The sequence below is a fragment of the Pseudomonas marginalis genome (assembly GCF_008692035.1).
GTDB lineage: Bacteria > Pseudomonadota > Gammaproteobacteria > Pseudomonadales > Pseudomonadaceae > Aquipseudomonas > Aquipseudomonas marginalis.
Genome location: NZ_VTFG01000001.1, coordinates 667,767 through 691,460 on the forward strand (window position 1 = coordinate 667,767; position 23,694 = coordinate 691,460).

The following is a 23,694-nucleotide window of genomic DNA, read 5'->3' on the forward strand; positions in this document are numbered from 1 at the left end:
CAGCTCATGGGATGTGCCACGGCCGACAATGCTTGAAAAATGGGAGAACACTATGTGTGCCAAGAATCTGCTGCACTCGCTTTATCAGTACAAGGCATGGTCTGAGGATGTGTTACTCAGGTGCTTGAAAGCGCCCGTTGCACAGTCCTTCCCTGTGGAGATGGAGAAGGCCTGTTATTGGCTCAGGCACATCAATATTGTGGACCAGCTATTCATCGCCAGACTGCAGGGAAAACCGGAGAAGTTTGACGACGTCGTCACTGAGCAGCAGCAAGACATTCGTCAGTTGGAAGAGGCATTCACAAAGGCAAATCAATGGTTTGTTGACTACACAAAATCAGTCACTGCAAAAGAGCTGTGTGAACCGGTGGAATTTTTCTTCAAGGATGGCAAACCGGGCAATATGACCAAGGAGCAAATCCTTGCTCATGTGCTTTCTCATGGGCTCCAGCATCGAGGAAGTGTTAGCACGATCCTACCCAGGGAAATCCTGGAGGGATACCAAGATCATTTCACAACGTTTTTAAAACTGTAGGCAGTTGGATGTCTGCCTCCTCAACCATGAGGAGGCAGAGTATTCACCGCAGTGCTCAGCTCAATTCAAGCGCGTCTATCACCGCTGCAATTTGCTTGCGTCCTTCCCCTTCGATGGGTCTAAGCGGCAAAGGCAGGCTCGGAGAGTGAGTCATGCCGCGTAGCTCTGCTGCAGTGGCTATCACGCGAAAGCTACCTCCAAATTGGCTGAACAATGCCCAAAGCGGCTTCAAGGATTCGGAGAGGCGCGTAGCCTCAAAGGCGTCACCTGACAATGCTGCTCGTGTGATGGCGAGCGCCGTATTGGGGAACAAACCGCCCATGACCGAATACCAGGCATCGCAGCCGGCGTTCATTCCAACAGCGGCAAACGCATCGCCGCTTATTCCAATAGTTACGTGACTCGGAATCAATTTTCGCAGGCGCTCCACGCGCTCCCTGGCCAGATGCGGCGCCTCGGGGACGCCAGGGATTTTGATTGAGCTGATATTGGGTAGCTCTGCAATACGCCCGTGTAACTCATCGGTAAATTCGAAATGGGTGGTACCAGGATTGTCATAGACACATAGCGGGATTGAGACGTTGGCCGAAACCATTTCGTACATCGAAAACACATCGTCCTGAGTCAGTTTTTGATACGACACGGGTGGCAGCAGCAAGGCTTTGACTCCCACGGCTTGCGCATCCTCGGCCAGCAGCAAAACGTCGCGTGTACGCAGCGCACCGATGCTCACCATCACTGGCACGCCCTCCGCGGCCTCTACTGCCAACTGAGCAACTCGAGAACGTTCGGCTCGAGAAAGATACGCATAGCCCCCAGTGGATCCTAGAGCCCCGATGGAATCTACTTTGGCTGCCACCAATTGCTGCACAAGACGAGTAAAAGCATTTTCGTCCACACCCTGCTCATCCATAGGCGTCAGAGGAAATACACTAAGGCCGGTAAACATCGTCATCACTCCTTGCAGTGGTCTATGGACTATTTGGCCCCAGGACCAATCAGTGAGCTTTCGATCTGGACGCCTGGCATCATTTGCTGCAACCCTTCGATGAGTTTGTCCCCCGCTTCCGTCAAGGCTTCAAGCGGCATCGCCGGCAGACTCTCCAGAATGAACCACATGCTCTTCGCGTCAGCACCGAGACGGGTCCTGACACCTTGCCGCCAATTCCAGCGACGGCAGGTCACGCCTTTGTCATCGCGCCAGACAACCTCGCCGGGGTCTGGATATTCGAAAGCAGGAGCACCTTCTTTCATCGTGTCAAAAGGCTCAGTGCCATCAGCGACTACGAGCCGAGGGGAGCCCACATAGGCTTCAATGTTTTCCCCGCCAACAGGGATGGCGTACTCAATACTGATTGCGTTGTAGAGATCGACGATGGGATCCAGGCTAGGCAAGCTTCCGTCACGTAAAACCCGTTTACGCAGCGCCTCAGCTGAACAGGGCGTACGCTGCGGCTTGGCGCCGAACTTTCGGAATGTCTCCGCCCATGCGGCCAGGTGAGCTTCTCCCCAGCTTGGCCCACCTTCCTGTACAGCCTTGCAAGCACGGTCCAGGGCTGCCTGAGCAACCTCAGGATGGGTCAGTGACGCAGCGTCCACCACAATGCTCAGGGCCCTGAACTCCGGAGCCAATTCTGCAACGGCTTGATCGATCAACGGCAGTAGGGACAGCATCAAAAACCTCCAGAAATCCAAATGTCATTTCATGCTAGTCAGTGACGACCAATAAAGTCAATATAATGACCAATATCATCTACTATAACGCGTGCGCAGATTGACGGGGCAATTGGTAAAGGCCGAGAATCCCACTACATTTTTTTCATGACATTCATCAATGACCACGAATACCAGCCTGTCGATTACCCCTGGCGCTGATGCTCAAGCCGTCAGCCTGGCCGTTGCGCGCACGCTCAAACAGGCGCGCAAAGCACAGAAGATCACGCTGGATGAGCTTTCTCGCCGCTCAGGGGTGAGCAAAGGAATGGTTGTCGAAATAGAGAAATGTACGGCGAACCCCAGTATCGGCATCCTTTGCAAAATCGCCGCCGCGCTGGGCCTGTCCGTTGCAGACATCGTCAACGTGACCGAAGCCCCATCCGCCCATATCATCGACAGCCAAGACATCCCCACGCTCTGGACCGGGGACCTGGGAGGAACGGCGCGGCTTCTGGCAGGAACGTCCGGTCCTAATATGATCGAGCTGTGGCGTTGGGAAATGCACCCAGGCGAATTTTTCGCTTCACAGGGACATCCTCAGGGCACGCTTGAGCTGTTTCATGTGGAGAAAGGCACGCTGAAATGCGTGGTAGGGGAAACAGAGCTGGTCATCCCTGCGGGGAGTTCGGCAGTGGCCAGAACCGATGTTCCCCATTCCTATTCCAACGCTGGCAGATCCAAGTTGGTATTCACTATGTCCGTGACCGAGATGCATCAGTAGATAGCAGCAGGCTGGCCGTCAGTAAGCATCTGCAAAGTGGACGAACCTGCCAATTTCAAAGGGGTTGTACCACTGAGCCCGATCAAATACTGCGGTGGATCACCGCTAGGGCGCGAATTCACAATTGCTCGAGCAGCGCATGTGACTGGGGGCACAATGGGGGGCAAATTTCGGTTCCTTAAAAAGGATGCCCCCACCGATGCCCCCAGATATTGCGGTTGTTTTCAAACGAAAACTCAGCGATGCCTTGATCCGCTCGCTGGCCGAACCGGGTAAACACGCCGATGGCGAAGTCCCTGGGCTCTACTTGGAGGTAAGGGCGTCAAGCAAGGTCGACAAATCTCCTTCCAAGGTTGGGCGATTGAAGTATCGCCTGCATGGCAAGGAAAACCGCTTCTCCATCGGCGCTTACCCCGACATTGGTCTCAAGGAGGCGCGCGACATTGCCCGCGGCGCACGCCGCGATGTGGCTAATCACATCGTCCCGCTCAAGGCCAAGACCGCCAAGATCGAGGCGAAGTTGCTCAATGAAGAGCGCACCTTCGCGTACGTGGCCAAGCAAGGGTTGGCATTCAAGCCTGCCGAACTGGTGACCAAATCCATCTCGGGTCGACCGGAGCGCTGAACAACCACATCTTGCCCGCCATTGGCAAAAAACCGGTCAGCGAGATCAAGCTGGAGCACATCACTACGATCATCACCGAGTTGCGTCGTCAACGCACCCTGGCCATGGCCCGGCGCGTGCGCACCATCATCCGCGCCATCCTGGGGTTGCCGAGGGCCGCGGCTGGGTGGAGCGCAACGTGGCGCTCAGCAACATCGAGGAGCTGAAGATCCGCCATATCGTCACCAGCAATCCGGCAATCGAAAGGCCAGTCGACCTGGGCAGGTTTCCGCTGCGTCTGGATGACTGCAACGACGGCAGCGTTGCGCCTGCTGGTCATGTTGCCGGTCCGCCCTGGCGAATTAGTGCAGATGCGGTGGGAAGACGTCGATCTGGGCGGCGCCGATTGGCGTTACGTGGTCGGCAAGACCGAACATCTGATGTAGTGCCCTTGAAACCTTGGATAAGCACTCTATTCATCACACACTGCGGCAACCCAACAAGAAGTATCAGGAGTCTGTCCGCAGTTTAGAAGGCAGCTTCGTATCGAAGCTATAGCGCAAGTGTGCTGCAGCCAAATCGTGGCGTTTCCCTTTAGAACCAGAAATCCGATCAGCGCGTGCAGGCAAAGCTATTTATTGAGTTTTATATTGCGCTAAAGCTATGGAACGACCGAGTTGGGCAAGCTTTGCGCACGAGCTCATACGGGTTCCTTGTGATGGACAGACCGTAGCAAGCCAACAGCCTACTATCCGGAAACCTGCGGTTTACTTGCCCAGAATGTTCTTCAACGCAGCGGTATGGCCGGCCGGGTCGTTTACGCTGGACATCACTTCGATGATGGTGATCGTCTGATCGTTCATCGCCATCAACGAGGCCATCAGTAGTTTCAGGCCGTTGAAATCGTCGGTGCCGTCCAGGCGGTACATCTTCAAGTCGTTCACCTGAATGGTCTTCTCGCTGGTCATGCGAAAGTTGGGTGAAGCGGCCTGCTGCTTTTCCTTCAAGGTATCCACGGCAAGGCGAAACGCAGCGTCCGGGGTGGTGCCCGCAGTCGGCGCCGGACCTTCGGTAACGATGATGGCCCGCTCGCTTTTCGGATCGAAGTACATCGTGCCGCCGTTCTCGCTGTTCAAGGCACGGGCCTCGACGCCTTCCAGCACGAACTTCAGCTTGCCGCCTGCCAGGGACACCGATTGCATGTCCGATGGCGCCGTAGCGGTTTTTTCAGGCGGGGCAGCAACTGCCATGGTGGCCGCGCCGCTCAAGGCAGCAAGCACGCACAAGGAACGGGTCCAGCCCAACAGCAAATGCTTTGACATTCATAGCGCCTTTATTTTCAGGCCATCGAATATCGACGGACTGTCGTGCGAACAGCCTAGCTTACTTGCCTGCTCACTTGCCCATATGTTGTTCACAGCCGCAGCGTGTCGCTTATATTTGCGGTCAGCATGGGGATTGATTTGTCAGCTGGAGCAGCTATGCGACGTTCCTGGTAATTACCACGACGAAGCGAATGACTTTGCTCACAAGGCGAATATCAGATTCTCCATGGGGCTCCAAGTCTCAAATGAAGCGATAACCAAGCCGCTACACATCGTTGCCTCATCTTCAGGCTGCGCGAATCGTAGCTCAGATCGATTTGGTAATCCCCCCTGTGAGCTACTCGACCTACAGCTGCGACCAAGCTGCCCCGGATGTCCTCCGTGCCAGCGACTTTAAAAACGGCCGGTTCGGTATCGTTAAGCGCATAGATTGAATCTGAGGCAGGACTCTCACTTATGAAGAATACCCTAATCGCAACTGGCATCACTCTGCTACGTCATACGGCCTTACGTGCCACGATCGGGCACTAAACAGTGAGCAGGAAACGAAATGGCTTTCAGCGATGACAACGGTGTTTTTGCGTTCGCGTGCCGCCCGCTGGAAGACATTGGTGGTGCACCTGGGCATGACGATTTTCTGGCAGCGTTGGCGGATCCGAATCACCCTGAGCATGAGGCAATGTCGGAGTGGTATGGGGATGATGGGTTCGATCCGACGGCGTTTGACTGCGAGTGGATCAATCAGAGGTTGAAGCAGGCAAAGGTCTGATCAGCAAGAGGGTGTCGGGCGGACGCTTACAGCCAAACTTTTTTCGGACTTTCCAATAAAAAACTCACTAAAATCACTTCACAAAATGACCAGGATCCGAACACGCAGCAGACCTGGAAAATTAGGATATTTTTAGGGATAGAAGCAGCACACAAAACGCAAATACTCTATACATATCAAAAGCTTATTTTTTTTATGATTCCGGGTTCGGGCACCATCATTACGTTCCACGACCTCCCAAGAAGTCGCTGAAACCCACATAGAACCTGCCTTGTGCAGGTTTTTTGTTGCCAACATTTGTCCCCCACACTCACTTCACCCCAACATTTTTCTAGTACATCCTGAGTTCGATTTTGGGTGATGTACTAGTTGGCACTCCCTGATACCGCCGCCAGGCAAGCAAAACCCAAAGCTTACGCCTACAGCCTGTGAGATCGAATACATGAAAGACAGGACATGACCATTTGTGGATGAAGGCTTGGCAAACAGGTGAGGCCATTTACGTATTTGCGAGTCCCCATCCGATCTGGTCACCAGAACAGCATCCTCAATGCCAACGCGACCACGACTAGATTGAAAACTGCTTCCATCCACTGGTCGCCCTTCTTTAAGGCAAACTTCGCGCCGGCATTTGCACCCAATAGCGTGCCAATAATCAGGCAACATCCGTACTGCCAGTCAATGAGGCGGCTGACGCCGAAAATCAGTAATGAACCCACGGAGAGAACCAGCCCACCGACTTTGCGGGTCCCCACCGATTCGCTGATGGTTTTTCTGAAAAAGATAATGAATAAATACGTCGAGAGTTTGGCTTGCCCACCAAATAGCCCGCCGATCATTCCCACGGGGATAAAGAGGATATAGCCAAACAGACGTCTGATCGCTGAGGGAGGTGTTTCGCCGCTACGAGGTTTTTTTATAAGAGACAGTGCGACGAGCAGCAATGTCAGCCCGCCAATTACCTTGTGCAGCAGCGCGGGATCTATTTGAAGAAGCAGGCTCGCGCCTGCCAGAGCCCCAACCAACCCCAGTACCGCAGCTGGAAAGGCCAGCGCATAATCGACCTTTCCCTGGTTATGGAAGTGCCGCAGTCCGGCAACGATGGTGCCTACCGAGGCCAGGCGCGCAGTGGCGATCGACGACTGAGGTGCAATCCCCAGCCAGATCATCACCGGAACGGTCAAAAACACACTGCCACCGGTGTTGGTCCCGACGAATCCCGTTATTATTCCAAGGAAAATCAGACCGACGCCTGTCAACCACTCATGCCCCATCATGTTGAGGTGCTCGCATAAGATTCATGGCACGGCTTACTCGCTCAAGTAAACCGGGTCTATCCAGTGATAGCAGTTTCTATTTCGGGAGCCGGCGGTCACATGAAGCTTTGCGGTATGTACGAAGCTGTACTCGCCGATAATCGGGCGGCGTAGCGAACTTTCAGGCCCAGTGATTTTGCATACAGTACACCTCGGTTAATGAGATCTTGTATCTGTGCTTTTGATTTTCTAATTCGATATTTATGTGACGTTTCATTGATACCAGAAAATATGCCTACCCAGTTTGCTCCTATCGCCGTAACCGCATCAATACCATCTTGATGCGCGCGGGAAGAAGGTAACTTCCTGTTGGTGAGCGTTGATACTGGAAGTTAAATGAAATGTACTTGAAGGGTTGCAGCAATATCAAGCATCGCAAATCAGGGCTCCTCAGCCACCAACATGAATAAAACTTCATGGTTTCGCATATTGACTTTCTTAAAGTTACTGACTGCCTGTTCTCACCCATTGAATCAAAAGAAATTTTATTTATGACACTTTTTCGCACAAGGCAGCTTAGTGCCTGACCTTTTAACCCTCTTATGACTTCCAACAGCTTTGCACTCGGCAAGCTATATATATTTAATCTAACAGAGGACCTGAGATAGATGGCACTGATTAAAAGCCGTCCAGTTGCAGCTTTTCGGGTGCTTGCTTGCTGGAGGGGGTCGAGGGAGGACGCCCCCCAGCGACTCGCCGTGCACCTTGGGCAATCGCCGAGAACGGGCGGACAAAGGTCGCGAAACCCACAGGCCGCAGATAGCGCGATAGACGCCTGCGAAACCCGCTAGAAAAACTTAAACCATAGAATGAGTGATCGGAATGTACTTTTGCGCAGAATTAAGTCATTTAGGGACCTACCTGGCTCACCCCTCAGCACTTTAAAGTACGCCAATCATTCAACTATCGGCGTCTTTATGAATCTCTGGTTTCGACTTCTCCTCATGCTGCTTCGTCGACCTTGGCGCAGACCGGCAAAAGCGCTGGAATCAACCGTCATCCGAATGCGCGTCTGGCCACTGGACCTCGACTTCAATCGACATGTCACCAACGGCCGATATTTCAACCTGGCCGATGTCGGACGCATGGATTTCGTTTTGCGCAGTGGCGCCTATCGAGTAGCTATTAGAGCAAAGGCGCTGCCCATCGTCGGAGACACTTGGGGTAAATTTCGTCGTGAGCTTAGACTGTTTGAAGCGTTTGAAATCCACACAAGGATGCTTGGCTGGGACGACAAGTGGAGCTTCATGGAGCATCGATTTGTGAGCAAAGGCAGAGTGATCGGCGTTATCGTAATGCGAGGTCTATTTCGTTCAGCGAAAGGTATTGTTCCGCCAAGCGAGTTTGTTCGAGAACTGGGACTGCCCGAACGGTCGCCAGAGATGCCGGAATGGCTGGCCTCGTGGTCGCAGAGCTGCGATGCCATGAGCCGCCAACTCAGGGATGAAGAAAGCACCAATGATTGACTTGACGTGCAGGCAGCCCATGACCAGCGCGCTATTGGGACCGTTGATTGCTCCGCCGTTGGCGTGTGCGGCGTAACTTCGCCAGCCCGTGTAATTCGTCAATAATGGGCTGTATGTACTTTTCTCCGAGCAGGTGCTGGTATACCTCGAAGTGGTCCTATCGCCAAGCGCACTTGCTTCTTTATTTCCTCTATGGCCAGGCACGCCTCATGCACGAAGCGTTCGTCGAATACGCCATGCAACTCAAGCTCAATCCCACTTTTGTCATGGTGTATTTGCACATGGCAGTATCGACCACCATATTGGCCGCCGCTGCAAAATAACATCAAATTAAAACCATGACCGAGGAGCTTACGTAATTGATCCTGAAGACTGTCTTGGTGCAAGCCAGATATTTCCAGCTGCCGAGACACACATGGGCCATTGGCGAATTGCTTACTCAACATAACCACCTCCACTTTTATCGGTTACGCAGTGCCAGCACTACTGCGCACTATCACGAACAAGCTTACGACGTACCCAGCCTGAAAAATGTCAGAAGTCGGTAAGGTTATGGTAAATACCACGAGCGCTTCGAGTTACTTCCCACTCTGTTATTTACCCACCTTAACCATAAATTAACGCTACCAAACAGAACAACCTATTAAGCTTGGCTAATGCGCCTCTCCTGCCCCGACAACTCATGAGGTGATGGCGACCCATCGAGCCTGCCGGCCGGGTCGCAAACGGCGCACGACCGATATATCATTCTGGAGTGTTTCACTAATGCCTGACGACAACGCTCATTCGGCAAAACATGCCTTGTTCAGTATTGCCCTGGTTAATTATAAAACGCTGCACATGACACGCCTTTGCTTAGGATTGCTACGCGACTACGCTATATACCATCAAGTTCCGGTCTGGGTAGTGGATAACGGTTCCGCCGATGAAAGCATCCACTACTTGCGGACACTTGATTGGATCAACTTGGTAGAAAGGATCCCCCACCCTCGAGAAGCCGGATATATCGCGCATGGTAAAGCCCTTGATCTGATTTTGGGATATGTTGAAACTCCGTACTTATTCCTGCTTCATACGGACACATTTGTATTTGATACCGATGTGTTCAGTATGATGATGAGCCAAAGCACTGCAACGCCGCGTACAGTGGCAGTCGGTTGTACAGAACAGATCAATCGCGGTTTTTTAAGAACTGCCTGGCGGTTCGGCACTCGACTGATGAAGTACCACTACCGAACACTCATGCGTTACGTGGGGCTACCCTCTAAAAACCCCAAGCCTTTCAGAGAAACCCACTTGAAAAGTTTTTGCACCTTATGGAACTGCGATGTAATTAAACAACATAACTTGCGCTTCATGATGGATAACCGGGTACCGGGATACGCGCTACAAGACAAGATGGTCAAGCTGGGTTATGCGATCAGCTTTCTGTCAGCACGAAGATTGTTCAGTTACCTGGACCATATTCAAGCCGGCACTGTCGCCGCTAACGGCGGCTATGACACGGACCATCGTCGAAGAAAAACGTATCACGATACCCTGCTGCGCTTTCAAAAAGAGGCGTCAAATGATGCGAAAACGACCAGTACGGAAAAATGATGGTTGCTGATAAGACCGGCCCGCGAGATTCGAACTGAGTGGGAGCGCACAGCTGACTTGAAAATCGAACCTGATAGAACTTTATCCACGGCCCAGCCCATAGGGCGCTTGTTCGATGCTCATCGCTTACTCTGCGGCGCATCAAGAGGGGTCTCGAGAATGAAGGTTGCGCCCTGCCCTGCCCCGTCGCTGTGCACGGTCAAGCTGGCACCCATTTCCTGCGCGGCGAGCGCGCAGCTGTGCAGGCCGAAACCGTGACCGTCTTTGCGAGTCGTGAAGCCATGGGAAAAGATACGCGTCAGGTGCTCTGGCGTAATCCCGTTGCCATTGTCGGCCACCGTGATACGCAAGACTGCCCCGTCAGCGATGAGGGAGGCGCTGAACGTGATGCACGGGCTGCGATCGACCACGCCGTCCAACGCCTGCCTGGCGTTTCTGATCAGGTTTACCAGAATCAGCAGCACCCGGTGCCGGTCCAGCGACAGCAGGGGCAAGTCGGCAATGTCCTTGACCACCGTCACCTCCTGATTCATCCGTGAGCCGGCACTCATGCGCCAGGCATCATCGATTAATTCCGAGACCGGTATTGTCTCGACGACACTGACGGCAACGGCATAGGACTGCTGGGCAGCGACAATGGTCTTGATGTGGTCAATGCCTTTGGTGAGTTGCTCGAGCTCTTCGATGATGCCCTGCTGTTCTGCCGCCACCGCCTGCGCCAGCTTGAGCAGGTAGTCGGGCAGCATCTTTCCCCGCTGGTCCTGGGTGAAGAAATCGCTCAGCTCATGGATGTGTTCGTTCATCATCTGCGCCACCTTGCCCAGGCCCTGGGCCTTGGAGGTGCGCATCTGGCTGCTGACCAACTCGGCCGAAACGTTCACGCTGTTGAGGACGTTGCCGACATTGTGCAGCACCGTCGTGGCGATCTCGGCCATGCCCGCCTGACGGGATTTCGCATTCAGCTCGGATTGCACCTGGCTCATGCGTAGCGCCGCGCGTACGCGAGCCTTGAGCTCCAATGGCGAGAAAGGTTTGGCGATATAGTCATCGGCGCCACTCTCCAGCCCGGAGATGCAAGCTTCGCTGCCGCCGCGGGCGGTCAACAGGATGACGGGCAGATGGGCAAAACCGGCGCTCGCCTTGATTCTGGCGGTCAGGCCAAAGCCGTCAAGCTCCGGCATCATCACATCCGAGAGAACGACATTGATCGGTTGACGCTGCAGCATGGCCCAGGCCTGTTCTCCATCAGCGGCGGTGACGACGCTGTAGTCGTCGCGCAAAAGCTCGCTGAGGTAGCCAAGCATTTCCGGGCTGTCATCGACCACCAGGACCCTGGACTGCGAGGTGCGTTCCGGGTGCCGTTCGTTGTCTGCATCGGCCATGGACGCCTGGTCGTTGCTACTGCCACGGCGGCCGTCGTCGAACAGCAAGTGGCGCTGCTCGGTTGTGATCATTGCGGTGGGTGACGATCCCTCATGCAGATGACCGGCTTCGGTCGGCACCGTGTCTTGCTCGGTTCCCCGAGGAAATCGAACAAGGAAGCACGAGCCCTTTCCAGGCTCACTGTTGACACTGACTTCGCCCCCCATCAGTTCGACCAGATCCTTGACCAGGGCCAGGCCGATACCGGTACCGCTGTAATGCCGCGTGGCGGAATTGTCGATCTGGGAAAAACGCTGGAACAGCAGGGGTAATTTGTCAGGCGCGATGCCAATGCCCGAGTCTTGCACCGCGAGCTCAAATCGCTCGTCATCAAGCGCAGTGACTGCCAGATGCACCGTACCGCCAGCAGGGGTGAACTTGATGGCATTACTCACCAGGTTGAGCAGAATCTTCTCGAAGTGTCGGGGGTCCAGGAACACGGTACCGAGGGCAGGATCGATGCTGCAGGTTAACGTGCAGCCTTTGCCCTTGGCCACCATGGCGGCGTCCTCGGCCAGCACACCCACCGCCTTGTTCAAATCAACGGGCGCCGGACACAGCTCAAACTTGCCTGCTTCGGCCTTGGAGAAGTCAAGGATATCGTTCACGCGGTTCATCAGGCGCAGTGCGTTTCGTTGTGCGCGCTCGATTTGCACGCGCCAGTCCGTCGGCGGCGTGATCGCCACCGAGAGCTGCTCCAACGGGGCGAGAATAAGGGTCAAAGGGGTGCGCAGTTCGTGGCTGACCGTGGCGACGAAATCACTCTTTGCCTGGTTGGCCGTCTCGGCCTGGTTGCGCGCCTGAATAAGTGCAACCGCCTGCGCCTCCAGCACCTCGGTCTGCCGGTGCAGCGTGTCGGTCCGCTCGGCGACCATTCTCTCCAGAGAGGCCTGCACCTGCTGTCTTTCGGCTTCGGCCTCGGCCTCCAGCACCCGGATGCGCAAGGCATTCTCCTGGAACACCCGGACGGCGCGAGTCATGATCCCAATCTCATCGCCGCGTCCAGCACGGGCGATTTCGGCGGTCAAGTCACCGGCAGCGAGCCGGCGCATGGCCGAAGCCAGGGCGACGATGGGCTGCGCGACAAACCGCGAGGTGCTCCAGGCAATGGCTCCGGCCAGCAGGATGGCGACGGCGCCAGCGACTATTGTCGCCAGCATGCCGCGATCCTTGTGGACCAAGGCGTCTGAACGCGCTTCGCCTGCGAAGCGCGCAACCAACAGGCCAGCGCTGCGTGCCTCGATACGAACCTGGTCGCGCGCGTCGCCCAAGGCGTTGCTCGCCTGATGGAACCCGGCAAATGCCGCCCGGTAGCCAGCAATCTGATCGCTGACCGTCAGGGGCGTAGCGCTGGCCTGCTGCCCCACAGACGATGGCAGAACCCGGGCGAGACGGGAGAGTTCATCGAGGATGACGCCTACAGAGCTGGCGACCTCGGCCGACGGCACCAGGCGAAACGACAAGGTCTGCGCTTCCAGGGTGGCAACACGTTCGGCGAAACGCTTGGACAACGCGGCGGCGTTTTGCAGCAAACCGATGGCGGCCTGAATGTCACTGGCGTCATGGGCAATGTGCTCGTCCACTTCAGCCAACATGACTTCAAGGCGCTCTGCCACGCCTCCAACAGCCCCCAGATGCCGCAAAGCCTCGCCGCCCCGGAGCCTGGGAGCCTCGCCAAGCTGCTCGAGCGCCAGGCTGGCTGCAGCCACCGCCGTCGCCAACTGCTCCAGGGTCTCCACCTGTTGCGGCGCCCCCATCAACTCACGCAATTGCTCGACCACAGGCGGCAGCGCCGCACAGGCGTTGCGCGCCGCAGTGGCGGCGGCACCATCACCGCTCACCAGCACCTGGGCCACATTGGCGGTAATGATGCGTTCGCCGTTGCGCAGGATATCCAGGATGCGATGGGCGCTCTGGGCGTTGCTCACCCGCGCCTGGTGGTCGGCGGCGCGGGAGTCCAGGCCCTTCAGCCCAGCGGCGATACCCAGTTCAACGAGGGCCGTCGCCTCTCGCATCCGGGCGTAATGGGCGGTCATATTCTCGGTTTCGCCATCCATGGTCAGGGTCGCCGCCCGCAAGGACGCGATCGCCGCAGCGAGCCTCTCCAGGCTGCCCTTGAGCGATTGCGCCTCTGCCGCCGGGATGGCGTTAAGGCCGTTGATAGCGGTCGCGACCAAGCCCTCGGCCTGGGACACGCTGCCCTGGTCGCGGGTGGCAATGAAGTTTTCCACCCGCCCGGTAGCCCCGTTGACCGAGGCCAGAATTTCCGCGGAATGGCTGGCGGAATCCACCGCACGTACCATGCCTCGCAGGCCGTAGAGGTTCACGAGCGATACCGCCAGCATCAGCAACACCAGTGCGGCAACCGCCAGGCCGATCCTGACGGCAATGGGCCTGGCCGTGGCTGATTTGAATGTCAACATGGGGCCTCGCCTCCTAGCCCGCCGCTACTGTTTCGTCACCTCCGGCAAAGGCGCCGGCGGCGCCGTATGGTTGATGGCCGCATCGATCATCGCCGCAACGGAAGCCTGGCCGTAGAACGGATTGGCGGCACCGCCCACCGGCATAGTGGCAAGCCAGGCGTCCAGGTCTTTGGCATCAATACGTACCAGCGGCACTTCGACGAACTTCGGCACCTGCTTGCCCGCCAGTATCTGCTGGGCCACCCAGAACCCCATCTGGGAGACGCTCGGGGAGGCAGAGACAGAGACGGTCTCGTAGCCATTGGCATCGCGTTCCTGTTTCCACAGGGCAAGTTCGTCCTGACGGTTCCCCATCACAATGATCGGCAAAGGGCGTCCCGCCGCCTTGAACGCCATGGCCGCACCATATCCGTCGCCACCCTGGGTAGCCACGGCATCAATGGTGGGCAGCGACGGCAGCGCCAGCGTCACTTCCCTGCGGGCGACAGAAGCCGTCCAGTTCCCGTAAACGGTCTTGACGAATTTCAGGCCCGGATAGTCGCTGGCGGCCTTGCGAATGCCATCGCTGATGTTTTTATCCGTGGCATCGCCAGCGATGCCGCGGATCTCCAGTAATGTCCCGTTGCCCTTCAGGCGCTCGGCGATGTAGTCCATTTCCACACGGCCCATGGCGGACCAGTTGTAATCCACGGTATAGACACAGGGCTCGGTGATCAGGCTGGCCATGACGACCACCACGATGCCGGCGTTGCAGGCATCGCGGATCACCCCGTTGAGGGCCGTGTCGGAGGCAGCGAGGATCACGATGGCATCGACGCCCTTGACGATCATGTCCTGGATATGGGCCGCCTGTTCCGAAGCCGAGTTATTGGCGCTGACGACGGGAGCCTCACGGATCAAGCCCTCCTTTTGCGCCTGGAGCGCAATTTCCTGCCAGTTGCGCACCATCACCTTGCGAAAATCGCTGCCTGCGTAGGAATTGCTGAAGGCAATGCTGTAGCTCGCGGTAGGGCCGCTGGCGATGCCCTCGGCGGCAGCCTGGGCCGGATTGGCGGCAACCATCGCCAGCCCCGCCACGCAGCCGGCGAAGCGCCTCAAGATCGTGTGGATCGACTGGGTGTTCATGCTGTTCTCCATCGTGCTTGGCATTTACCAACAGTTATCCACCCGCTCCGGCTTACAGCCTGGATCGACGGCGTGTTCTGGTTGGAGCCGTTGGCCCCCACATTGGAGATTTTCAAGCAGGTGAGGTGTGGGGCAGGCATTGAACGTTTCCCTGTATGCCGCGTGCGGGTTGTTGCGTGAGCCGTTGAAAACGCCTGAAGACCACCCACCGGCTGTCGCCAACGTCAATGACTTTGCCAGGGTCGGAGCCCTTGGCGGCCGAACATTGAAACCCGTAGATGGCTCGCATTGGCAATGAGCATAGTATCAAAGTGCCCGCTTTGCTTGCGGTCTGTAAACGGATGCGGCGCTCTTAGCCATAGTTTTGTGTTTGACTGCCGCCCCACCCAACCCTGCCTGCTGTTCTACGCTTGTTGCTCGACCCACTTATCGGAGACCCGACATGAACCCACACACCACCGCCCTGGTGCTGATCGAATACCAGAACGACTTCACCACCCAAGGCGGCGTGTTCCATGACGCCGTCAAGGACGTCATGCACACGTCCAATATGCTCGCGAACACCGCCACCACGGTTGAACAGGCGCGCACGCTCGGCGTGAAGATCATCCACCTGCCGATCCAGTTCGCCGAGGGCTACCCGGAGCTGACCACCCGCGACTACGGGATTCTCAAGGGCGTTGCCGATGGCAGCGCTTTCCGCGCCGGCAGCTGGGGTGCCGACATCAGCGAGGCGATTACCCGGGAAGCCGGCGACATTCTCGTGGAGGGCAAGCGCGGGCTGGACGGTTTCGCCACCACGGGCCTGGACCTGGTGCTGCGCAACAATGGTATCCAGACTCTGGTGGTGGCGGGCTTCCTGACCAATTGCTGTGTCGAAGGCACGGTACGATCAGGTTATGAGAAGGGCTACAACGTGGTGACCCTGATCGATTGCACCGCGACCTTTACCGACGAACAACAACAGGCAGCCGAACGCTTCACGCTGCCGATGTTTTCCAGGACGTTGCAACACACCGAGTTTCTCGACGGGCTGAACGCCCGGTAGCCATCGCCCAGGAGGCGGCTTTACAGCCGCCTTCGGATTCCCAGCCACCTGCGACACCCTGGCCGGGTTCGTTGATCTGAAACACCTCAGTTGTCAGGGTGTTCGCTCGCCACTGAATCGGCAGCGTCCACATCAGACATATCCTCCTCAAGGGGGGCATCGTCGTCCGGCGGCAGCGGGATCTTATCCTCATCACGCCTCGGGTCGTGCCCTGTCTCGTTGTCCGTCCCGCGCGTTACAGCCTGCTGTGAAATGTTGCCCGGGGCATTCTCATTGATTTCCATGCTGGCTCTCCGTTCTTGGGCTCGGGATATCCGTGCTTAAGGTTGAGAAACGCCATGCCCCCCAGAGTGCCGGGCAACAGACGAATGGACGCGCCCAGGCTGGCACAAGGTGACACTGCCGGTGCGTGTTTCGATCCATTCGACGCCGTGGGTATTTGCTGGATGGCGCTGACGGCGGCGCAATTATCGATGCGATTGAAAGGTGATAGTGCCCGGAGGTGCTTCGTTCATTTGTCCAGATTCATTGGTTCATGCATCCGTTCGCCTATTATTGCGCGCAGCCATGCAGCATGAAATTCCATGTCTTCCAGAGAAGTCCCCTCAGCCAATCGATATTCGAACTCCTTGCCCCTCCGCCCCTGACACACGACGCTGAAATGGCCATGGCGGTCATAACTGGCGAGCACGTAAGGGCTGATACAAATGATATCGCTGAAGGGCACCTGCACTTCGGCGGGTTTACGGCCGCGACGGGTGACGGTGAGAGTCAGCAGTTGCCGGTTTTCGTCAAAGGTGAAGGCCAGCACTCTGGACGCAGAGAACATCCACGCGAAAACCAGCCCCATGAGCACAACAACACCAAGCATAGCCAGGATGAGAGGCGACGTGGTGGGACTCGCCCCATCGCTGGACGATGCGCCTTGCATCGCTTCGAGACCGAAAAGGATCAGCACCGTCACCCCTATGACCGGCAGGAACATAAGCAGCACAAAACAGAAACCCAATATGGCCGCCCCAGTGCTGCCAAAGGTGGGTAAGTCCGGATTGCCATGCCACATAGGTGGGTGAGCGCGCGGTTCTTCAGCGCCTGGCGCGGCTGGAGGCGTTGCGATGGGGTGAACTGAAGTTTGATGGGGCATCCAGCAGGCTCCGGGGGGACTGCGTAGACAGTAGCACTATCGCCAGACAGTCTGGTCCGGTACCCACCGATAAACGTCAACACCTGGCTCGCACTGCCGGCCGGCAGACTGGGGAAAGCCCTCCCGCAAATGCTCAAATCGCAGCCCGCAATTCACGGGGTGACAGGCCATAGTGTGAGCGAAAGCGCACGGCAAAACGGGAGGCGGAGGCGTAGCCGCAGGCGCTGGCAATTTCACCGATCGGGCGAGACGTTGTCTGCAGCCGTTGTAATGCTGTCGACAGTCGAACGCCCTCCAGAATGTTCCTGAAACTATTACCCTCGTTCGCCAGTTGGCGACGCAAGGTCGACTCCCCCAGGTTCATGTGCTGTGCGATGCTCGCAACCGTCCAGTCTCTCTCCGGGCTGGCCATTACCAGTTGCTGCACCCGCTCGCACAAGGGATCGTTGCGCCCCATCAGCAAAGGTCCGGCCTGGCCGCCAAGGCTTAGGCTCAGCAGCACTGCTTCCCCATAATGTGTGCAGAGTGCCTGCGGGGCGTTTGCATGGATGGCGACCAGCAACTGCTCCCATGCCTGGGTGGTGTGCCTGTCCAGGGGAACGCATAGATCGCTCTTCAGTGCCCCGCGACCACTCTTGATCTGCTGGCTATATCGGCTGCTGAATTGACGCAATGTCGAGACGGGAAAGGTCACCGCATCGGCGATGTAGTGACCCTGAGGGCCGGGGAAGTTTGAGATACCCAGCTCGCGCCCGGCCGGCATCAGAATCAGATGCCGAGGCCCTGCGCGCATTTCCCGGTCATCCCATTGCAACAGTTTTTCCCCCTGCCGCACTCGACACAAGGTGGTCACGAACACCGGCACCCTGGGCAAGGTAAGGGCATGTCGCGCCCGAATGACACAGGCATCGATAATATTTTCCCGGTGCTGTATGCCGTCACAAGGGCGCATGGTTCTTAACGTCCGTAAGTGGAAGTAATGGTCGCTTTGGCCAGGACGTTGGCGTTGAGCATGTAACCGACCAAGGCTCCGCTGGCCTGGTTGTCGAGCGGTAGCTTATCGGCTTTCAAGGCCCACACGGTGAATTGATAGCGATGGGGTTTATCGCCGACAGGAGGGCAAGCGCCACCGAACCCCGGCTGGCCATAATCGGTTCGCCCTTGCACAGCACCCGCAGGCAGGTTCGCCCCCACGCCGCTTGGCAAACTATGGGTGGAGGCTGGCAGGTTGACCACCGTCCAATGCCACCAACCGCTGCCGGTGGGGGCATCGGGATCGTAAACGGTGATCGCGTAACTTTTGGTCCCTGCGGGGGCGTTTTTCCACGAAAGCTCAGGAGACGTGTTGCCACCTTCGCAACCGAAGCCCTGGAACACTTCGCGACGGGTCAACGGGCGGTTGTCTGCAATATCCCGGCTGGTCAGTGAGAAATCCGCAGCGTAGCCACTGAGTGTGACGGCCATGGAAAGTGCTGGCAGGATCAATCTGATGTTCATCGCGGCTCCATCTGAGTCTGAAAGTGAAGCTCGAGTCTAGGTTGAACAAAACCGGGAGACTGTGCCGAAATGCTCGATAACAGTGCCGAAATGCTCGATTGTCCGGACGAACGATGGCTCTCCACGTGCCCGACGACCTTCAGATGCTCAAGAGCTCGCTGACGGGCAGTCGATGAGTGGTCTTCATCTCTCGCAGGGAGAGGTTCGAGCGAATACTGGAAACCCCAGGGAGCTTCCTCAGCACTGTTTCGACAAAGCGGCTATAGCTGTCCAGGTCCCGTGCAACCACCTCAAGGAGAAAGTCCGCCTCCCCCGTTGTGTTATGGCAACTCAATACCTGCGGGGCCGCCTGGATAATCTTTTCAAACGTTGCCGTGGCTTCTTCGCTGTGATCCGTGCAGGAGATCTGGACAAAGGCCTTCAGGCCCAGCCCGAGTTTCTTTCGATTGAGAATGGCCTGGTATCCCTCGATAACCCCGCATTCCTCCAGCCGTCTTTGCTTGCGCCAACAGGACGCTTCGCTGAGGGACAGCTGCTCGGCCAGCTTGACATTCGACAGCTTGCCGTCCCGCTGCAAACGCTCCGATATTGCAATGTCCGCCTTGTCGAGCTGCTCAATCATGAAATACCCCTTCAAATTCTCGCCTAAAAATGAAGGTTAATTTCAATTCTTGCGTTCGGTCAATTGCAAATTGAAAGGTAATTTCAAGGCGCTCATTCATAATGGCAATGCCTGAATCGCCCCTCCAAGCCGAGGTAATTTGAATGAAAGCAGTCGTCTACGAAGCCTTTTCCAAGCCGCCGCGCCTGATGAACGTGGCAGACCCATCCCCGGAACGCCATGGCGTGGTGATCCAGGTGCTTGGCACCGGGGTGTGCCGCAGCGACTGGCATGGCTGGAAAGGTCATGACCCCGACATTGAACTGCCCCATGTACCGGGTCATGAGCTGGCGGGCATCGTGGCCGAGGTGGGCCACGACGTCACGCGGTGGAAGGTCGGCGACCGGGTGACCGTGCCGTTCGTGGGTGGCTGTGGTGCTTGTGCGCAGTGCAACAGCGGCAATCAGCAGGTGTGCCACACGCAATTCCAGCCGGGCTTCACTCATTGGGGCTCTTTTGCCGAGTACGTCGGCATCCACCAGGCCGATCTGAACCTGGTCGCGCTGCCCGAGAGCATGGACTTCGCAACCGCTGCAAGCCTGGGTTGTCGCTTCGCCACCTCGTTCCGTGCAGTCGTCGACCAAGGCAACGTCAGCGCCGGTCAGTGGGTCGCGGTTCACGGCTGCGGAGGTGTCGGCCTGTCTGCGGTGATGATCGCCCAGACCATTGGCGCGAACGTGATCGCCATCGATATTTCCCAGGAAAAACTCGATATGGCACGCGCCCTCGGCGCTGTCGCCACCATCAATGCCCAGTGCGTCGCGGACGTCACCGAAGCCGTGCTGGAAATCACCCAGGGCGGTGCCCACGTCTCGCTGGACGCCTTGGGCCACCCAACCACCTGTTTCAACTCCATCAACAACCTGCGCCGTCGCGGCAAGCACGTCCAGGTCGGGCTGATGCTCGCTGATCACGCCACGCCGGCCATCCCCATGGGCAAGGTTATCGCCCATGAACTTGAGATCTACGGTAGCCACGGCATGCAGGCGCATCGCTATGGCGCCATGATCGAGATGATCACCTCAGGCAAGCTGGCGCCTGAAAAACTCGTGGGCAAAACCATCAGCCTGGAACAGTCCATCGACGCGTTGACGAACATGGACCGCTTCGAGACGGCAGGGGTAACCGTCATAACCGAGTTTTGACCCATAGCGCCACCCTGAACATCCACCTATCAAGGGCTTGCCTGATTAACCTCATGCAGGCCCTTGTTTCCTTCGCACGAATTTCCGGCCGCTTTGACAAAGGATCAGGCGCCCACGGAAATATTTAATAGACTAATGATTAGCGCGCAATAATTTATCGCAACTATCACCTCGATTCATTTTTTTGAATTCCTCACTGTACGCATCGCCGCCAGGATGACAGTCAGCGCCAATGTGCCGCCTGCAAAGGCAGCCCTTGTTCGTGATCAACAAAAACTGACGCAGGGGCTGCCCCCTCCCCTGACACCTCGGCCTTCGGAGGCCTATATGAAACTAAGATCCTTGAATATCGCGCGCAGAGCGTTCGTCTGCTTCGGTCTGATCACCCTCTTGCTGATCAGTTTGGCAGGCTTCTCCTATTTACAAATCGGTCATTTGCGCACGGCGGAGCAGAACATCGAGCAAAACTCCCTGCCGAGCATCCAGGTGATTGACGATATTCAGATCGCCCTTCTGCATGCGCGCCTTGAGAGTATCCGCATGCTCTCGAGTACCTCCAAAGACGTGCATGATGCGTCGCTGTCAAAGGTCGAAGAGGCCATGCGAACGCTTGAAGCGAAGAGCGCGTTTTATCGTGACAACCTGATCTCCGGCGAACAGGATCAACTGCAGTTTGAGAAGGCCAGCCAAACAATGGATGCCTACATTGAGGGCCTGAAAAAAGTACTCGCCCTCGATCAGCCTGACCATGAACAAGCGATCACGTTCGCCAACACCGAGCAGGCACAGCGGGCCAGTGCCTATCAAGAGCAGCTCACACTTCTACGTGAGCAAAATGCACGCCAGGCGGTTTTGTCGGGGCAGGATGCAGCAGAGGTTTATACCCATAGCGTCAGGGTACTGATAGCTGTGCTGGTGGTGGCTTTTGCGCTCACTACCCTGCTGGCCACGTTGTTCACCAACAGTATTGTGAACCCCATCAGTTCGTCCCTGAAACTGGCGGAAGATATCGCGGCCGGCGACCTTACCCATGACCTGGAAGTCACCGGTTCGGATGAAGCATCCCGCTTGATGCATGCGCTCAATATCATGCAGAAGAACCTCCGGAGCACGATACTGGAAATATCAGGCGCCTCAGCTCAACTCAGCAGCGCTGCCGTCGAAATGATTTCGATCACGGAAAGTGCTGATCGCACCTTGCAACAGCAGAACAGCGAGATAGAGCAGGCTGCCACGGCCGTCACCGAGATGAGCGCTGCTGTCGAAGAGGTTGCCCGCAATGCCAACTCCACCTCGGAAGCCGCAATGCAGTCCAGCCTGGCAGCCGATCTTGGCAATAAAAGGGTCACTGAAACGCTCACGGCCATGCGCGGCCTGACGGGGTTAGTCGAAGTTTCCTCGGAGCAGGTAAAAGCGCTAGCAGGCCAGGCGCAAGACATCAGCAAGGTACTCGGCGTTATCCGGGCGATTGCCGAGCAAACCAATCTGCTGGCGTTGAACGCTGCAATTGAAGCAGCCCGCGCAGGAGAACAAGGCCGCGGTTTTGCAGTGGTCGCCGACGAAGTCAGGGCACTGGCGCACCGCACCCAAACCTCTACCCAGGAAATTGAACAGATGATCTCGACGATTCAAACAGGCTCCTCAGCCGCCGTCGAATCGATGCAGATGAGCACGTCTGAGGTCTACAGCACGCGAGATACGGCGGAGCAAGCCGGCCAGTCGCTGCGCCAGATCATAGATTCCGTACTCGAAATCAACGATCGCAATATCCAGATCGCAACCGCCTCCGAGGAACAGGCTCACGTAGCGCGTGATGTGGATCGCAGCCTGATAAGCATCCGCGACCTTGCCGTTCAAAGCAGCGAAGGCACTCGCCAGACGCTGACGGCAAGTAATGAGCTGTCACGGTTGGCTGTAAACCTGAACGACCTGGTGCTTCGCTTCAGAACTTAGTAATTGCCGTAGCGCGCCATTTCGGGTGAATGACACATGCCTGCAAACACCGTGGGGCGCGCTCGGTAAAACTCACCTTTTTTTCACGTTTTTTTTTCATTCCCGGCTCTACATTCGCCGCGCCTCAGCATGCAAATGATTCCTATTGGTCAGGAATCTCCAGCTATATTCCTCAAGCACACCCTCACCATCAGGAGCTTGCCCTCTCATGACTATCGGTTTTCCGTCGTTCCTTGAAAAAGCCCTGCTGGTCGGCGCGCTGCTCGCCGCCGGGCACGTCTATGCCGCGAGCGACAGCGTTGGCATCGTGGTGTACAACGCCCAGCACGAGAGCCTGACCAAGGCGTGGGTCGAAGGGTTTACCCAGGAAACCGGGATTCCGGTGACCATCCGCAATGGCGATGACACCGAGATGGGCAACCAGATTGTGCAGGAAGGTGCTGCCTCCCCGGCCGATGTGTTCCTCACCGAAAACTCACCGGCGATGGTGCTGGTCGATAACGCCGGGCTGTTTGCCCCCGTGGCGCCGACCACCCTGGAACAGGTCGGTGCAGCCTATCGTCCGGCCCACGGCAAATGGGTGGGTATCGCTGCGCGCTCGACGGTGTTTGTGTATAACCCGGGCGCGCTCAAGGAAGCCGACCTGCCCAAATCCCTGATGGACCTTGCCTCTCCCCACTGGAAAGGCCGCTGGGCCGCCTCCCCGGCCGGGGCCGACTTCCAGGCGATCGTCGCTGCCGTGCTCGAACTCAAGGGCGAGGCCGCCACCCTCGACTGGCTCAAGGCAATGAAAGCCAACGCGAGCATTTACCGCGGCAACAGTGCGGTACTCAAGGCCGTCAATGCCGGCCAGGTCGACAGTGGCGTGATCTACCACTACTACAGCTTCGTCGATCAGTCCAAGACCGGCGAAAACAGCAAGGACACCGCGCTGCACTACTTCAAGCACCAGGACCCGGGCGCGTTCGTCAGCATCTCCGGTGCCGGCGTGCTGGCCTCCAGCACACACAAGGAGCAGGCCCAGGCTTTCCTGGCGTGGATCACCGGCCCGGACGGCCAGGCGATTCTCAAGAGCGGCAATTCGTTCGAGTACGCCGTGGGCCGGAACGCCGAGTCGAACCCCAAACTGGTACCGCTGACGCAGCTCGATGCTCCCAAGGTTGATGCGTCCAAACTCGACAGCAAAAAAGCCGTCGCATTGATGACCCAGGCCGGACTCCTCTGA

The 23,694-nt window shown here is 57.0% G+C and carries 23 protein-coding genes and 3 pseudogenes; 12 read left to right on the plus strand and 14 right to left on the minus strand.

Translation table 11 applies throughout. The features are described 5' to 3' along the window. Window positions 1–52: 52 nt before the first annotated feature. Complete coding sequence (locus FX984_RS02790; RefSeq protein WP_027606631.1) at window positions 53–535, plus strand: DinB family protein; 483 nt, start codon at window positions 53–55, stop codon at window positions 533–535. 55 nt (window positions 536–590) lie between these two features. On the opposite strand, the gene FX984_RS02795 is transcribed toward FX984_RS02790, so the two are convergent. Next, window positions 591–1,484, minus strand: coding sequence for a dihydrodipicolinate synthase family protein (locus FX984_RS02795; protein WP_146476308.1), 894 nt, complete (start codon window positions 1,482–1,484; stop codon window positions 591–593). Window positions 1,485–1,513: 29 nt separating this feature from the next. After that, window positions 1,514–2,209 carry a B3/B4 domain-containing protein gene (locus FX984_RS02800; RefSeq protein ID WP_146476307.1) on the minus strand — a complete coding sequence of 232 codons (696 nt, stop codon included), beginning with the start codon at window positions 2,207–2,209 and terminating at the stop codon, window positions 1,514–1,516. Window positions 2,210–2,369: 160 nt separating this feature from the next. On the opposite strand from FX984_RS02800, the gene FX984_RS02805 reads away from it, so the two are divergent. The 3 genes and pseudogenes from FX984_RS02805 to FX984_RS33075 all read left to right on the plus strand — a co-directional run. Next, the gene (locus FX984_RS02805) at window positions 2,370–2,972 is read left to right on the plus strand and encodes a helix-turn-helix domain-containing protein (protein ID WP_027606634.1); all 603 of its coding nucleotides are present in this window, start codon (window positions 2,370–2,372) and stop codon (window positions 2,970–2,972) included. 199 nt (window positions 2,973–3,171) lie between these two features. Beyond that, the gene (locus FX984_RS02810; protein WP_092357196.1) at window positions 3,172–3,597 is read left to right on the plus strand and encodes an Arm DNA-binding domain-containing protein; all 426 of its coding nucleotides are present in this window, start codon (window positions 3,172–3,174) and stop codon (window positions 3,595–3,597) included. An 11-nt stretch (window positions 3,598–3,608) separates the two neighbouring features. Further along, a pseudogene (locus FX984_RS33075) lies at window positions 3,609–3,683 on the plus strand (hypothetical protein); the annotation flags it as partial. Between the two features lie 2 nt (window positions 3,684–3,685). Here FX984_RS33075 and FX984_RS32645 read toward each other — a convergent pair. Beyond that, window positions 3,686–3,916, minus strand: coding sequence for a hypothetical protein (locus FX984_RS32645; RefSeq protein ID WP_027606635.1), 231 nt, complete (start codon window positions 3,914–3,916; stop codon window positions 3,686–3,688). Here FX984_RS32645 and FX984_RS32920 point away from each other — a divergent pair. Further along, a complete protein-coding gene (locus FX984_RS32920; protein ID WP_283810731.1) occupies window positions 3,900–4,022 on the plus strand; it encodes a hypothetical protein in 123 nt (40 codons plus the stop codon). The genes FX984_RS32645 and FX984_RS32920 overlap by 17 nt on opposite strands. A gap of 321 nt (window positions 4,023–4,343) precedes the next feature. On the opposite strand, the gene FX984_RS02820 is transcribed toward FX984_RS32920, so the two are convergent. Continuing rightward, the gene (locus FX984_RS02820) at window positions 4,344–4,898 is read right to left on the minus strand and encodes a DcrB/PsbP domain-containing protein (protein WP_027606636.1); all 555 of its coding nucleotides are present in this window, start codon (window positions 4,896–4,898) and stop codon (window positions 4,344–4,346) included. A 553-nt stretch (window positions 4,899–5,451) separates the two neighbouring features. Between FX984_RS02820 and FX984_RS02825 the strand changes: the two genes are divergently transcribed. Next, window positions 5,452–5,670: an IS1096 element passenger TnpR family protein gene (locus tag FX984_RS02825; protein WP_027606637.1), complete on the plus strand. Its 219-nt coding sequence runs from the start codon at window positions 5,452–5,454 to the stop codon at window positions 5,668–5,670. 530 nt (window positions 5,671–6,200) lie between these two features. Here the strand turns inward: FX984_RS02825 and FX984_RS02830 are convergent. Continuing rightward, on the minus strand, window positions 6,201–6,947 hold the full coding sequence (locus FX984_RS02830) for a sulfite exporter TauE/SafE family protein (protein WP_027606638.1): 747 nt from the start codon (window positions 6,945–6,947) through the stop codon (window positions 6,201–6,203). 956 nt (window positions 6,948–7,903) lie between these two features. Between FX984_RS02830 and FX984_RS02835 the strand changes: the two genes are divergently transcribed. Both FX984_RS02835 and FX984_RS02840 read left to right on the plus strand, forming a co-directional pair. Further along, the gene (locus FX984_RS02835) at window positions 7,904–8,452 is read left to right on the plus strand and encodes a thioesterase family protein (RefSeq protein WP_146476306.1); all 549 of its coding nucleotides are present in this window, start codon (window positions 7,904–7,906) and stop codon (window positions 8,450–8,452) included. Window positions 8,453–9,217: 765 nt separating this feature from the next. Further along, entirely contained in the window at window positions 9,218–10,051 is an 834-nt protein-coding gene (locus FX984_RS02840; protein ID WP_098479440.1) for a glycosyltransferase family 2 protein, read from the plus strand. A gap of 119 nt (window positions 10,052–10,170) precedes the next feature. Here the strand turns inward: FX984_RS02840 and FX984_RS33080 are convergent, their stop codons facing one another. The 4 genes and pseudogenes from FX984_RS33080 to FX984_RS02850 all read right to left on the minus strand — a co-directional run bounded on the left by FX984_RS33080 (window position 10,171) and on the right by FX984_RS02850 (window position 15,021). Further along, on the minus strand, window positions 10,171–11,034 hold the full coding sequence (locus FX984_RS33080) for a sensor histidine kinase (protein WP_430713931.1): 864 nt from the start codon (window positions 11,032–11,034) through the stop codon (window positions 10,171–10,173). Further along, window positions 11,035–11,505 (minus strand): annotated as a pseudogene (locus tag FX984_RS33085) (response regulator transcription factor); the annotation flags it as partial. A 78-nt stretch (window positions 11,506–11,583) separates the two neighbouring features. After that, window positions 11,584–13,896 (minus strand): annotated as a pseudogene (locus tag FX984_RS33090) (ATP-binding protein); the annotation flags it as partial. A 24-nt stretch (window positions 13,897–13,920) separates the two neighbouring features. Then, on the minus strand, window positions 13,921–15,021 hold the full coding sequence (locus FX984_RS02850) for an ABC transporter substrate-binding protein (RefSeq protein ID WP_092357190.1): 1,101 nt from the start codon (window positions 15,019–15,021) through the stop codon (window positions 13,921–13,923). 442 nt (window positions 15,022–15,463) lie between these two features. Between FX984_RS02850 and FX984_RS02855 the strand changes: the two genes are divergently transcribed. After that, window positions 15,464–16,069 (plus strand): cysteine hydrolase family protein, encoded by a 606-nt coding sequence (locus tag FX984_RS02855; RefSeq protein WP_027606645.1) that lies wholly within the window; start codon window positions 15,464–15,466, stop codon window positions 16,067–16,069. Between the two features lie 86 nt (window positions 16,070–16,155). Here the strand turns inward: FX984_RS02855 and FX984_RS02860 are convergent, their stop codons facing one another. From FX984_RS02860 to FX984_RS02880, 5 genes are all read right to left on the minus strand, one after another. Next, window positions 16,156–16,353, minus strand: coding sequence for a hypothetical protein (locus tag FX984_RS02860; RefSeq protein WP_141157677.1), 198 nt, complete (start codon window positions 16,351–16,353; stop codon window positions 16,156–16,158). Between the two features lie 227 nt (window positions 16,354–16,580). Further along, a complete protein-coding gene (locus FX984_RS02865; RefSeq protein ID WP_223841592.1) occupies window positions 16,581–17,213 on the minus strand; it encodes a hypothetical protein in 633 nt (210 codons plus the stop codon). 133 nt (window positions 17,214–17,346) lie between these two features. After that, window positions 17,347–18,165: a helix-turn-helix transcriptional regulator gene (locus tag FX984_RS02870; protein ID WP_146476304.1), complete on the minus strand. Its 819-nt coding sequence runs from the start codon at window positions 18,163–18,165 to the stop codon at window positions 17,347–17,349. A 5-nt stretch (window positions 18,166–18,170) separates the two neighbouring features. Continuing rightward, on the minus strand, window positions 18,171–18,710 hold the full coding sequence (locus FX984_RS02875) for a kinase inhibitor (protein WP_027606649.1): 540 nt from the start codon (window positions 18,708–18,710) through the stop codon (window positions 18,171–18,173). A gap of 139 nt (window positions 18,711–18,849) precedes the next feature. Beyond that, the gene (locus FX984_RS02880) at window positions 18,850–19,332 is read right to left on the minus strand and encodes an Lrp/AsnC family transcriptional regulator (protein WP_065941773.1); all 483 of its coding nucleotides are present in this window, start codon (window positions 19,330–19,332) and stop codon (window positions 18,850–18,852) included. Between the two features lie 143 nt (window positions 19,333–19,475). Between FX984_RS02880 and FX984_RS02885 the strand changes: the two genes are divergently transcribed. The 3 genes from FX984_RS02885 to FX984_RS02895 all read left to right on the plus strand — a co-directional run bounded on the left by FX984_RS02885 (window position 19,476) and on the right by FX984_RS02895 (window position 23,694). After that, entirely contained in the window at window positions 19,476–20,516 is a 1,041-nt protein-coding gene (locus FX984_RS02885; protein ID WP_146476303.1) for a zinc-dependent alcohol dehydrogenase family protein, read from the plus strand. A gap of 327 nt (window positions 20,517–20,843) precedes the next feature. After that, window positions 20,844–22,469, plus strand: a complete 1,626-nt coding sequence (locus FX984_RS02890; protein ID WP_027606652.1) for a methyl-accepting chemotaxis protein — start codon at window positions 20,844–20,846, stop codon at window positions 22,467–22,469. A gap of 208 nt (window positions 22,470–22,677) precedes the next feature. Continuing rightward, on the plus strand, window positions 22,678–23,694 hold the full coding sequence (locus tag FX984_RS02895) for an iron ABC transporter substrate-binding protein (protein ID WP_146476302.1): 1,017 nt from the start codon (window positions 22,678–22,680) through the stop codon (window positions 23,692–23,694).